This is a genomic window from Streptomyces vulcanius (assembly GCF_042653945.1).
Lineage (GTDB): Bacteria > Actinomycetota > Actinomycetes > Streptomycetales > Streptomycetaceae > Streptomyces > Streptomyces mangrovi.
This window is the reverse complement of the sequence record NZ_JBHSFK010000021.1, coordinates 31324-43128: the sequence shown is the minus strand read 5'-3', so window position 1 is coordinate 43128 and position 11805 is coordinate 31324. Positions and strand designations below refer to the sequence as shown.

The window sequence follows — 11805 nt, the reverse complement described above, 5'->3', positions numbered from 1 at the left end:
GCAGGCGGTCCCGGCGTGGACCGGCCTCAGTCGAGGTAGTCCTCCAGCCCGCCTTCGCGCACTGTGTCGAGGGTGAAGCAGTGGAAGCCGCCGCCGAACAGCCGTCGGTGCCTGTGCCGTACCGGCACCACTGTGAAGCCGTGCTTCTCCAGCATGCGCATCAGCTCCGGGCAGGCCTCGTTGACGAGTACGGTCTCGGGGGAGACGGACAGCACGTTCAGGTCGATGAACGGGCTGGTGAGGATCAGATCGTCATCGTCGTACGACGGGAAGTGGTTGCGCTCCGGAGCCGGCGGCACGATCAGGTCCCACGAGCGGAGCTTCTTGGGCAGCTTGTCGCGCAGCTCGGGTGTGCGGACCAGGAGAGTACCGGGCCGCAGCGCGAGCACCATGCTGTCGATGTGGCTGTCGCTGATGCGGTGAACCCGGTGGATGCGGAAACGGCCTGCCAGGTGACGCTCCAGCCAGTCGCACGCGAGCATGTGATTGGCGGTGGAGACGTTCACGACCAGGTCCCGGCCCAGGCGCAGGACCTGGGCACCGTCGAACATCATCTCCGTGCCGACGTCGTAACTCGTGGGCTGCGGATCGGCGATGGGCTCGGTCGGGCCACCCACAGAGCTGACCCTGGCGTACGACAGGTCGAAAGACGCATCCGTCATGAGGGGCCGTGGCATCACCGTCCACCGGGCTCCCCGCTCGAAGTACCGCTGGAACACAGGTGTCAGGAACTGGGTCTCGAAGTAGCGGGACCGGATCATCGGTGGCGTTTCGATGATCTCGTCGCCGACGATGAGGGTGTTGTCCCGTACGTTGAGCGGAGGCACCACCGAGGCGCTCCAAGCGAGCGCGCGCACCTCGGCCGTCTCGGCGTCCAGGTCCATCGGACGGTGAACCGTCACCCCCAGCGCGGTGAGAGCATCCACGATGCCCGATAAGTCCTCGTTGAGTTCGTCCACGTAGCGCTGTTTGATCGGCACGGTTCCGCTCGGTGACGACTCGCTGCGTCCACCGGCGGTCAGCCGCGGGTAATACCACTCCGAGCGGGAGGCGTTGTCACCGGCGATGTTGTCGTGGAAGAAGAGGTCGAAGGACAGTTCACGCTGATGCGAGGTGTAGTTCGTCGCAGAGCCGACCACCACCTCCTTGAGCGGCGACCATTCATCGAAACTGTTGAGCATCATGCGTGCTCCATCGATTGTCGTCATGCACCGCAGCGGGACAGCTCACAGGCCGGGCAGGGGCGCGGCGGCATTCGTGGCACGAGCCGGACAGAGTCCGGCCCACCACCGGCGCCAAATGTGGTGCGGCTCCTCAGTGTTGGGCATGTGCAGGATGAACGGAAGACCGTGCCTGGCGACCTGCACCGTACTTTCGGACATTTGCCCGACCAGTTCCAGGGGGACTCTCTGCCGTCGAGACGCCCTGTGAATACGTCATGACTCGTTAAAAAGGCGCCGTCTCCCGACAGATACGTCACGGCGCGATAACGGATGCGTTCCGTGTGCGCAAGGTGACCGAAAGTCGACCCCGCGGGGTTGCGGCGGTTACGCAGCGCTCAGAAGATGACTGGGGCAACACCAGAACTGCTGCCCACGGTCCGGACGGAGCGGGCGAGCGGCGGTCTCATTCCCCTCATGCCGTCCTGGCGGCAGCCTGCATCGACCACCAGGGCTCTTCGCCATTTCCTCACGAGTGCACAATCCGCCAAAGGGACCGGACGCGGCGCTCAGCGGCCCTGCATTCGCTCCCTTCGACGCCTACTCGTGCAGCCCACGGGACGGGCCCGCCGTCAGGCCGCCGGCCCTTGCGGCGTGCGTGGCCGGACCCATCGGCGTGACGCGACCAAGCGGCCCGGGAAACACCCCAGGCTGCTTCGATCGGCGACGAAACGGGAGGTAACAGGGTGATACCGCAAATACGGCTGCCAGGTCCTGCGGCCGGTTGGACCTCGAAAGAGCGACAGGCGGTCGCTGACGACATAGGCGACATCTGTCGGCGCGAAGGATTCTTCTTCGTCCGCGACCACGGTATTCCCGTCGGGCTGATCCAGGACGTCTACGCGGAAATGCGCACCTTCTACCGTCTGCCGTCCGACGAAAAGAACAAGTACGACGCCGCAGAGGAGTCCCAGTTCCTGGGCTACCGAGGACTCGGCAGGGAAAGGAGCCGCACCCACAGCGGCACCGAAGCCTGCGAGCAGTTCCGGATCGGCAACGTCACCGGCGAACTGACCCTTCCCGAGTCCGTGGACTTCTACCACGAACCCTTCCCCAAGTCCTTGGAGCTGTTCCACCGGTTGACCGACCTGGGTGACGGCCTCCTGGCCGCCTGCGCCATCGACCTGGGCCTGGGCGATGACTTCTTCACCGGTTACCTGAACACTCCGCTGCATCGCCTCGGACTGAACTACTACGGCGCCAGCCACCTGTCCGACGTCGGCTCGAAGGTCAACTACGCCATGTCGCCGCACATCGACCTGTCACTGCTGACCATCCTGCACCAGGACGAACCCGGCCTGGACGTCCGCAGCAGCGACGGCTCGTGGTCCGAAGTGCCCACCGAGCCGGACACCTTGTTCGTCTTCCTCGCCGACTACGTCCAGCGCTGGTCCAACGGCCGGCACCGGGCAGCACCACACCGGGTGAGCGCGGTGCGCCAGGACCGCATGTCCATCCAGTACAAGCACCGACCCGACTACGGCGTGGTGGTCGCGCCGCTTGACGCCCTCACCCAGGCCGAACCGCCCAAATACGCGCCGCTCGACACCGGTTCGGACTATGTGGCCGTTCTGAAGTCGATCCTCGGCACTTGAATCCCCTCTGGCGCCCAACGACCGTCCTCGGCGCCTTCCCGCACCGCGCACGGTTCGGCAGGAACACCCGTCACCCCAGGGAGCAAGGGCCGCAGTGAACAGACTCGAAGCGGATCGCCGGCCACCGTCCGGAGCGCCGTCATGACGTACGCGGGCGCCGGCAACGTCACACGCAACCCAGTCCTCGAGCACTACCACCGGCTGCCCGACATCGTGGCGGCATGCGGTCAGGAGCCGCACGGCGCCCCACAGCCCGAGGGGTTCCGGCCCGGCTTCCACTTCCCCGAGCTGGACGAAGCCGTCCGCGGGTACTTCGCCGCCGCGGTCGTTTCCTGGCGCCGGCTGGAGGACTTCCAGGGGCACCCGATGCGGCTGCTGGACCTGACCGCCAACCCTGCCACCCAGACCACCAAGACCCCTGCTTCCCTGCTCATCGTGGCGCGCGCCGTCGAACACCTGCGTCGCACCGGGATCCCCATCCTGCTGGTCACACCCACCTCCGCGAACAAGGGCACCGCCCTGCGCGACGCTGTGCTACGGGCGCTCGAACTGGGCCTGGCCGAACCTCACCAGTTGCGAGTGGTGACGATCAGCCCCGCAGCCTGTCGCAGCAAGCTGCGCCGCAGCCGGCTCGTCACCGACCCCGAACTGCGCGCGCTCAACCCCGTCCTGCTGTACGACGGTCAACAAGCCGAAGACGTCAAACCGCTCGCTCGGGAGTTCGTACGCACACACGCTGCTGACTGGGCCCGGCATACCGGTGGCCGCATGTGGTTCTCACTGGAGCTGGCCAACTACATGGTGGCGGACGCCACCCGGGCGTTCTTCGAGGAAGACGCCGACCCGATCACGCCGGGCGAGGTACGCACGCACGCCCACGCCGTCTCCAGTGCCTTCGGCCTGCTCGGCTACCACACCGGCAGGACCCTGCTGGAAGCCGCTCCCGAGGCCGCGTCCATACAGCGGCCGGAGTCGTATCTCGTCCAGCACCTCCACATTCCGGACATGGTGCTCAGCCAGCGCTTCGGCAGCTTCGACCGCCGCAACGCGCCAAGGTACGCCTGGGACCCCGCCGAGCGCCTGTACCACCAGGACGTCGACCCGAGTTTCCCCTACACGACGCAGAGCCCGAGTGAGATCATCGATCCCACGTTCTACACCCACCGGCCGCCCACCGCCCAGCGCATGAACGAGATCATCGGCAAGTTCGGCGGCGGCGGGATCGTCGTGTCACGGCATGAGTGCCTCAAGCACTACCCGGCCGTGCGTACCGCACTGGCCCATGCCGGGCTCAGCTTGCCCGAGGACCCGGACGAACTCGCTGAATGGTCACTGCTGATGGCGATGACCGGCGTGCGGGAAGGAGTGGAGCGCGGACTCATCGGCCCGCACCGGACCGTCGTCATCCACGGGTCCGGAACCTACGCGCGCTCCGACTACCAGCCGTTGCACGACGGCGACGCGCACCTGGTGCAGAGTGTCGCGGACGTGGCCGCCGCCGTCGGAGCGAAGTGAATGGCCCGCCTCCTGATCCTGGGTACAGGTTCGCTGGCCACCGCGACCTGCTGTGCCCTGGCAGATCTGTCCCACGCAGGCCTGCGCGTCACCGTGGCGGGCCGTCGGCACACAGCCGTCACGGAGCTGGTCTACCTCGCCGGCGCCCGGGCCGCCGTCGCAGGTACGGGCGTCACCTTCACCGCAGCGCAGGCCGCAACGGATGGGGAGGCGCTGTGTGAGCTGATCAGGGCAGAGCGTCCGGACCTCGTACTGGTCTGCGCCTCGATGCACTCGCCTTGGGAACGCGAACGCACTCCCAGCGCCTGGACCGACCTGATCGCCCAAGCGGGTTTCGGGCTCACTCTGCCGTTCCAGGCCGACCTCGCCGTACGAGCCGCCACCGCCGTGGCCGCAGCAGGCCGAAGCACCCGGTTGGTCAACGCCTGCTTCCCGGACGCGGTCAATCCTCTGCTCAACGCTCTCCACCTGCCGGTGCTGTGCGGTATCGGCAACGCCGGGCTCGTGGCCTCGTCCCTCACACACGCCCTGGGCGCCGTCGATCCACAACGGCTGCAGGTCCTCGCCCACCATGTCCACCTCAGCCGGCCCCGGTCGGCCGACGACGAGGCTCGCGCCTGGCTGGACGGCACGCCTGTCCCGGACGTGACACAGCACCTGGCCGCACAGCGGGCCACCGGGCGCGAACGCCTCAACCTGGTGACCGGCCGCACCGCTGCCCGACTGGCCGCAGCGCTGCTGTACGGCGCGGACTGGGACACCAGCCTGCCAGGGCCGTGGGGCCTCCCGGGCGGCTACCCGGTACGGATACGCGGCGGAACACTGCAACTGGCACTGCCCCCGGGGCTGACCCAGGAAGCAGCAGTGGCATGGAACCGGCAGGTGGGCACGGCGGAAGGCGTGGACATCGCCGACGGGACGGTCCGCTTCACCGGACGCCTCAGCGCCGCACTGCACGCGCTGAACGAGCACGAGGAGACCACCGGGCCGCGATCACTCGACGCACCGCAGGCAGGCGACATCGCCGACCTGGCCGACGGCTTCCCGATCGGCGAACTGAACGCCGCGCGCACCGTTGTGGAGACACTCCGTGCCCGTCTGCGAACCAGACCGGCCGCCCACCGGGCGAAGGCGGAACAGACGGATGCAGGCGCCCATGTGTGATGCGGCATGGACGGAAGGTTCGAGATGATGCTGGACCGACTGTACGCGGCGGGCGGGTACCGCTGGCGCAACGGCGAGGGCCCCGTGGTCCGCACCGCCCACCGGTTGTTCGACGTCATGGCGGCGCGCCGTCCAGTGTGGGTCGAGTCACCGAGCGGCGACGGCATGGTGCAGCTGGCGTACGCGGGCCTACCCGAGGGAGTACATCTGACGCTGCCCTTCCTCGAGCACCGCCGCGCCCCGGCAGCCGGGGCCGTGAGGACATCCGTCCGCCGCCGCTGGGGTAGCCTGCTCGCCGCACCCACTGCGGAACACACCGACCTGGCAGTCACCGGCTACGACATCCACCACGCCCGTCACCTGCCACAAGCGCGCTCCCTCACACTCCCTTTCCGGCTGGCGCTCACGGTACCGCTCGGCGACAAGGCCGACGTCCTGGGGCGGGTCTCCCGCAAGGACCGTCAGCAGTTCGTGCGGCAGCGCCAGTGCCGCACCTGGACCCTTGAAGTCGCCACCCGGGAAGCCGACTTCGCGTACTTCTACGACCACATGCACGCACCGACCATGCAGGTCCGGCACGGCGAGAGCACCCGCTCGGAGCGGCGCGCAATCGCCCATACCGAGATCTTCCGTAAGGGCGTGCTGTTCTTCCTGAGCCACTCCGGCGAACCCGTGGCAGGCGCCCTGTGCCGGCTGGAGCCCACCACCGGAATCCTGACGCTGCGGCTGGTCGGCGTAGCGGACGGCAACCCCGCCCACTACCGCGGGGGCACGTATACCGCCCTCTTCATCCACGTGCTCGAGTGGGCCGCACACCAAGGCATGGCCTCGGTCGACCTGGGCGGCTGCGAGCCCTTCATCAGCAAGGGCACTTTCCAGTTCAAGCGCAAGCTGCACCCCGTGGTCACCATGCCGGGCAACCATTTCCGCCACAAGCGGCTGCGGGTGACCGTCCTGCGCGACACGGAGCCCGTACGCCGCTTCCTCATCGACAATCCAATGATCGCCCTCGACGACCGAGGCGGGTTCGTAGCCGTCTACTTCCACGACGGCCGACGGCCGCCCCGTGCCGATCTGCCGTGGCGGACCGCCGGCATCGCGCAGGCGCAACACGTGGATCTGGACTCATTCCTTCACTCCGGCCCGAGGCGGCCGTCCGCCCCCTTCCCGTAACCACCGGGCGCGCGCTGCACCGACCGCTCATCCCGCGTCAAAACCGGTCCCAGGAAGGCTAGTTCGAGTGGAATCGGAAACCCACCGATGGTTCGATGCCCGCCCCTACCGCCACCACGAGCGCAGCCCGGCGGACGACGTCGTCGAGGTACTCCGCGACGAGCTGCGCGACTGCGGAACCTGGGTGCACACCCAGCCCGTTCCCCTCGAGCCGTTCGCCGTGTCCAAGGCCACCTACGATGAGCTGTTCTCAGCAGCCCGAGGCCTACTCGGCCTGCTGCGCCAAGCGCTGCTCGAGTCCGCCCCCGACCGTCCGGGCAGGCTTGCGGCCCTGGGAGTCCGGCCCACCACCCACTCCTTCCCCTTCTTCATCGACGACGACGCCTTCGAGCTGCGCCATTGCGACGCGATGGCCCGCCCCGACGTCGTCATCGGGCCCGACGGTCCCCGCTTCCTCGAGTTCAACGTCAGCGGAGCGTTCGGAGGGCCCACGGAAGCCCATGGATTCGACCGGGCATGGACCCGCCTGTTCGGCGCACCCGGACGGCCCCTGCCCTTCACGGTGGACGACCCGTTCGCGGCCCGCACCGAACTGTTCGAGGAGTTGTGCGACTCACTCGGCCTGCCGCGCGCAGTCGCTCTGGTGGGCAATCGGGTGGATCGCCGGGGCGAGACAACCCGCTACTTCGACGGCGAGGCCGCCTATCTGAGAGAACGCGGCTTCGACGCGCAAGTTCTGGAGCCGGGCGACCTGCCGCACAAGGTCGGCCGGCCGGGACAGCTGAGGTTCCCGCTGGCGCTGCGCTACTTCGCACCCGCCGACTGGGTGTCCCGCGGCGAACCGCTCGATCCGGTGCACGCCATCCTTGACGCAGGCTGCGTCCTGTACCCCCCGGAGAGCAGCTACCTGGTGGCCAACAAAAAGGTGCTGGCGTGGCTCTCCGAGGGCCGCCCCTGGATGGCCGGGAACGACCAGCGGCTCGTGACCCGGTACGTTCCCTGGACCCGAGTCGCCCGTGAGGGCAAGGTCGAGTGGCGGGGCGACCGGGTGGACCTGCTCCGTCTCCTGACCACGCACCGCGAGTCGTTCGTGGTGAAGCCGGCCGTCGGCATGATGGGCCGGGGCGTGGTGATGGGCCGTACATGCACCCAGCCGCAGTGGGAGGCGACGGTCACCAGCGCCCTCGACGCCGGCGACTCGATCGTGCAGGAGTACGTCGAACCCGGCCGCTATGAGCTGGAGATGGTGGCAGGACCCGGCTCCACGCCCTACCGGTCCTCAGTTGCCCCGGTCCTCAGCCCCTGCCTTTTCGGTGGTCGGACGGGCGGAGTGTACGCGCGCTACTACCCCGACGGCCGCAGTGGCGTGGTGGGTGTGGCACAGGGCGGCGCCATGGAGAACGTGGTCCTGGCCGCCGCCTGACCAGTGACCAGTACTCCACGGCTACCAGCGAACAGGAGGTGGCTCCCTCACATGTCGGACCACACTTGGGAGATCGAACGTCTCACCGGAAGCATCGGCGCAGAGCTGTCGGGGCTCGACATCTCTCATGTGGACGCGGCCGCCGCGGACCGGCTCAAGGCCCTGGTCTCCACTCACGGGGTGATCTTCCTGCGCGGTCAGCCCACCGATCCGGCGGTCCTGGTCGAACTGGCCGCTCACTTCGGCTCGGTGCTGCCCGCCCATCCCCTCAAACAGGGACTCCCAGGCCGCCCCGAGGTGCTGGCCAACCAGACGGGGGGCGTTCGTCCCGAGGACGTGCGCAGCCGTGACATCCACAACCGGCACGGAACCAACTGGCACCTGGACTGCACCTTCGTGCGCGAAGTGCCGACCTACTCACTCCTCCAGGCCGCACGCCTTCCGCAGACGGGCGGTGACACCCTCTTCGCGGATCTGGCCGGCGCCTACAGTGTGCTGTCGGAACCCCTGCGCACCCTGGCAGAGGGCCTCAGTTGCACACACGACGCGCGGCTGCTCTACGCCGACTGGCTCGCACCGGGCGCCGACTCGGTCCTGCGTGACCGACTGCTGGCGCTGCCTGCGATCAGCCATCCGCTGGTCGCGGTCGACCAGCGCGCCGACGGCCGCCGTTCACTGGTCCTCAACCCCAATTGCGTGTCGACCATCGAAGGACTGTCCGATCTGGAGGGTCGCACTCTCCTTGACCTGTTCCTGCACCACGCCCTGGTTCCGGAGCGCACGGTGCGCTGGCGTTGGGCAGTGGGGGACATCGCCGTTTGGGACAACGTCCGGCTGCTGCACAACTACGTACTGGACCACGGCGGCGCCGACCGCATGATCTACCGTGCGCTCGCCGGCTCCGCCCCGCTCACCGGCGTCACCTGCAAGAGTCGCGAGATCGCCTCCGCCCCCACCCACCGTCCGACCGATGGAGGTGCCCACCAAGATGAAATCCTCACAGACGTATGACGAAGAGGACCCCGTCCTCGAACGCTTCCACCTGCTGGTGAACGCTCCGGCCCTGTTCAATTCCCTGGTCACGGCGCTGGAACTCGACCTGTTCACCATCGTGTCCGGCGGACTGTCGTCTTTCGATGAAATTCGCGGGGCCACTGGACTGCCACCGCACTCACTCCGCGTCCTGTTGTATGCGGTGTGCACCACCGGCCTACTCGAACGGCGCGACGGGCACTACGTGAATTCTCGGGTCGCTGAGGAAATGCTCACCGGCGACACCCCGGACAGCTGGCGGCACATCCTGGTCGGCTGGCGGGAGGTGTACTACCCCGCTTTCGCGCATCTGACGGAAGCCCTGAGGGCCGGTACGAACACCGCGTTGGCCGCTCATCCGGGCAGTGAACCCACTCTCTATCAACGTCTGGCACACGACCCCGGGCTGGAGGCTGTCTTCCACCGCGCCATGGGCGCCTTCACCCTGCGCAGCGTCGACGCTCTCGTGGAGAGCGAGCAGTTCGCCTCTACGCGTCGGCTGCTTGACGTGGGCGGCGGCGATGGCACCACCAGCACTCGGCTGACCGCCCGGTACCCGAAACTGACCTCGACCATCTTCGACATACCAAGTGTGTCGCACATCGCTGAGCAAGCCACCGCCCCGTCCTTCGGGGAGCGGGTGACGGTGCATCCCGGTGACCTGTTCGCCGACCCCTTTCCCACTGGCAGCGACACGGTGCTGTTCAGTCACGTACTGGAAATCTTCTCCGGTGAACAGATCACGACCCTGCTGGCCAAGGCCATGGACGTGCTGCCGCCCGGCGGACAAGTCCTGATCTATGGGTACAACGCATCGGACGACGAAACCGAAGGCTGGTATTCGGCGCGCCTCACGCTCTACCTGAATGCCCTGGCCAGTGGTCAGGGCATGGCCTATCCCGCGGGAAACTACGAAGAATGGCTGCGGCAGGCGGGCTTCCAGCAGGTTCGCACACTCACCGGATATCCCTACGAACACGGCCTTCACATCGGGGTGAAAGCCTGAAGCCACGATCGCGCGGCTGCCAGGCCCGGCAGTGCATGAGATCGCTGGAGGAGCGGGAGACGGCTGCTCGTGTGTGGAACGCCGCCGTCGTAGCCGCGTGAGGCGGCCGGCTCCGTCACGGCGGTCCGCATCGACCGCGCTTCGATGACCCCCGCCGTGGGCTCGGCCGCACGGCCCTCCCGCTCCCGTGCGCACTGCGAGCAGAAACCGCAGGCGGGTCTCGGCGACGCAGGTCTTCCACACCGGGCCCCTACTGCTCATCGGCGCCCGGCGCCGCGCTCTCGTACCGCAACGATCCACCCGATCACCGGCAGCATCACCAGCCAGGCCGCCGCCACCGTGACGGGCCCTCCCCACCCGACGCCGGCAAGACAGGCCGGCCATGCCGCCAGCGCCGCACCGGCAGTGGCCTTGCTCAACGGGGCCAGGGAAGCCGGCAGGCCGCGCTCGGCGGCACCGCGCGCTCCCAGCAGCGCGCAGCCACCGGCCCCCAGCAGGTACGTTCCGCAGGCCAGCGACCCCAGCGCCAGGGCGGTGTCGATATCGGGGTCGCCAACAGGGTCGTCGTTGGTCTGCTGCGTGAGGCCGCCCTGGCTGACGGCTGTCGCGTAGTGCCGCCACACAGTGACGCTCACCTGGTCGCCCGGGCGCAACCGCTTCAGAAGGGGGCCCGCGGAACCCATGTCGAGCGAGCCGGAGGCCGGGGCGGGACCCGACAGTTCGAGCCGGTACGTGTCCTCTCTCCCGGAGCTCTGGATCACGGTCCCCGTGACGGTGGCGCGTACGGTGTGCAGGCAATCCGCCCGGTCGGCGCCGGCTCCGGCCGCCGTGCACGGGAGCGCCGCGAGGAACCCCCGCTCCTCCGCGACCGCCGCGGGCAGGGCAGTGAACGCATCGACCGCCCACAGCATGGCGACAGCGCCAAGAAGCACCGCGCACAGCCCCCAAGTGCGATGCCACCATGGCCGACGCCGCAGGCCACGGCGTGGCGGACCGTACCGGGGGAGCGGGCGCGAGACGGACCGTGGCAAGGTCATGAGCTGACCGCACAGCCACCGGCTGGTGCCGGCCGGCGTCGTTGGTGCGTGGGGGTCACTGTTGGGTCGCCGGACGCCTGGCACGGTTCTGCGGCCGTGACCTGGTCAGTCCGTCTTCCACGGCCCTGAGCAGGGTGAGGGCCGCGTCGAGGTGTTCGGTGTCGTGGTGGGCGGCTTCGGAGACGGTCGCGGCCCATTCCTGCCGGACGAGGGTGGTGTTGCTGCGTCCGCGCTCGGTGGAGTGGACCGTCACCCCTCGGCCGTCGCCCGAGTGGGCATGCCGTTCGATGAAGCCCTTCTGTTCGAGTCCGCGCAGGACGGTGGAGAGGTTGGTGCGCTGGAGCCCGGTTGCGTCGGCGATGCGGCTGGGCGGGGCCTCGGGGTCGCGCTTCAGATAGCGCATCACCATGCCCTCGGACTGTGACAGGTGGACAGCCTGCTCGTCCGTGTAGCGGCGGAACTGGATCTCCCGGCTGATGATCAGTACGAGGTCGGCCAGTTCGGCCCACCGTGGCTCGTGGTCCGGCCCTGCTGTCGGGCCTGTCGGGTGCGCTTGGTCCTCCATCACGGCTCCAGGGTACGGGGTTTGCCTCCAAGTGGTTATAGGTGCATACTCCTTATGTGCTCATAGTTATGAGTA

At 68.2% G+C, this 11805-nt stretch carries 10 protein-coding genes; 7 read left to right on the top strand and 3 right to left on the bottom strand.

What is annotated here, in order from left to right:
* Positions 1 to 26 precede the first annotated feature (26 nt).
* Entirely contained in the window at positions 27 to 1184 is a 1158-nt protein-coding gene (locus ACFPIH_RS29295) for a glycine amidinotransferase (protein WP_381178832.1), read from the bottom strand.
* 722 nt (positions 1185 to 1906) lie between these two features.
* On the opposite strand from ACFPIH_RS29295, the gene ACFPIH_RS29290 reads away from it, so the two are divergent.
* The 7 genes from ACFPIH_RS29290 to ACFPIH_RS29260 all read left to right on the top strand — a co-directional run bounded on the left by ACFPIH_RS29290 (position 1907) and on the right by ACFPIH_RS29260 (position 10128).
* Positions 1907 to 2815 carry a 2-oxoglutarate and iron-dependent oxygenase domain-containing protein gene (locus ACFPIH_RS29290; RefSeq protein WP_381178835.1) on the top strand — a complete coding sequence of 303 codons (909 nt, stop codon included), beginning with the start codon at positions 1907 to 1909 and terminating at the stop codon, positions 2813 to 2815.
* Between the two features lie 141 nt (positions 2816 to 2956).
* Complete coding sequence (locus tag ACFPIH_RS29285; protein ID WP_381178838.1) at positions 2957 to 4330, top strand: DUF6002 family protein; 1374 nt, start codon at positions 2957 to 2959, stop codon at positions 4328 to 4330.
* Positions 4331 to 5494, top strand: a complete 1164-nt coding sequence (locus ACFPIH_RS29280) for a hypothetical protein (RefSeq protein ID WP_381178841.1) — start codon at positions 4331 to 4333, stop codon at positions 5492 to 5494.
* A 24-nt stretch (positions 5495 to 5518) separates the two neighbouring features.
* Positions 5519 to 6667 (top strand): GNAT family N-acetyltransferase, encoded by a 1149-nt coding sequence (locus ACFPIH_RS29275; RefSeq protein WP_381178844.1) that lies wholly within the window; start codon positions 5519 to 5521, stop codon positions 6665 to 6667.
* Between the two features lie 67 nt (positions 6668 to 6734).
* On the top strand, positions 6735 to 8090 hold the full coding sequence (locus ACFPIH_RS29270; RefSeq protein ID WP_381178846.1) for an ATP-grasp domain-containing protein: 1356 nt from the start codon (positions 6735 to 6737) through the stop codon (positions 8088 to 8090).
* Between the two features lie 51 nt (positions 8091 to 8141).
* The gene (locus ACFPIH_RS29265; protein ID WP_381178849.1) at positions 8142 to 9101 is read left to right on the top strand and encodes a TauD/TfdA dioxygenase family protein; all 960 of its coding nucleotides are present in this window, start codon (positions 8142 to 8144) and stop codon (positions 9099 to 9101) included.
* The gene (locus ACFPIH_RS29260; RefSeq protein WP_381178852.1) at positions 9061 to 10128 is read left to right on the top strand and encodes a methyltransferase; all 1068 of its coding nucleotides are present in this window, start codon (positions 9061 to 9063) and stop codon (positions 10126 to 10128) included. Before ACFPIH_RS29265 ends, ACFPIH_RS29260 begins: the two co-directional genes overlap by 41 nt.
* Positions 10129 to 10385: 257 nt before the next feature.
* On the opposite strand, the gene ACFPIH_RS29255 is transcribed toward ACFPIH_RS29260, so the two are convergent.
* Together ACFPIH_RS29255 and ACFPIH_RS29250 are read right to left on the bottom strand one after the other, a co-directional pair.
* Positions 10386 to 11060: a hypothetical protein gene (locus ACFPIH_RS29255; protein ID WP_381178855.1), complete on the bottom strand. Its 675-nt coding sequence runs from the start codon at positions 11058 to 11060 to the stop codon at positions 10386 to 10388.
* Between the two features lie 160 nt (positions 11061 to 11220).
* On the bottom strand, positions 11221 to 11730 hold the full coding sequence (locus ACFPIH_RS29250; protein ID WP_381178944.1) for a MarR family winged helix-turn-helix transcriptional regulator: 510 nt from the start codon (positions 11728 to 11730) through the stop codon (positions 11221 to 11223).
* Between the last annotated feature and the right edge of the window lie 75 nt (positions 11731 to 11805).

Excerpts from the sequence above, each read along its gene's own strand:
- ACFPIH_RS29295 (WP_381178832.1), bottom strand. The coding sequence starts at position 1,184 with ATGATGCTCAACAGTTTCGATGAATGGTCGCCGCTCAAGGAGGTGGTG.
- ACFPIH_RS29285 (WP_381178838.1), top strand. The coding sequence starts at position 2,957 with ATGACGTACGCGGGCGCCGGCAACGTCACACGCAACCCAGTCCTCGAG.
- ACFPIH_RS29280 (WP_381178841.1), top strand. The coding sequence starts at position 4,331 with ATGGCCCGCCTCCTGATCCTGGGTACAGGTTCGCTGGCCACCGCGACC.
- ACFPIH_RS29275 (WP_381178844.1), top strand. The coding sequence starts at position 5,519 with ATGATGCTGGACCGACTGTACGCGGCGGGCGGGTACCGCTGGCGCAAC.
- ACFPIH_RS29265 (WP_381178849.1), top strand. The coding sequence starts at position 8,142 with ATGTCGGACCACACTTGGGAGATCGAACGTCTCACCGGAAGCATCGGC.
- ACFPIH_RS29260 (WP_381178852.1), top strand. The coding sequence starts at position 9,061 with ATGGAGGTGCCCACCAAGATGAAATCCTCACAGACGTATGACGAAGAG.
- ACFPIH_RS29250 (WP_381178944.1), bottom strand. The coding sequence starts at position 11,730 with ATGGAGGACCAAGCGCACCCGACAGGCCCGACAGCAGGGCCGGACCAC.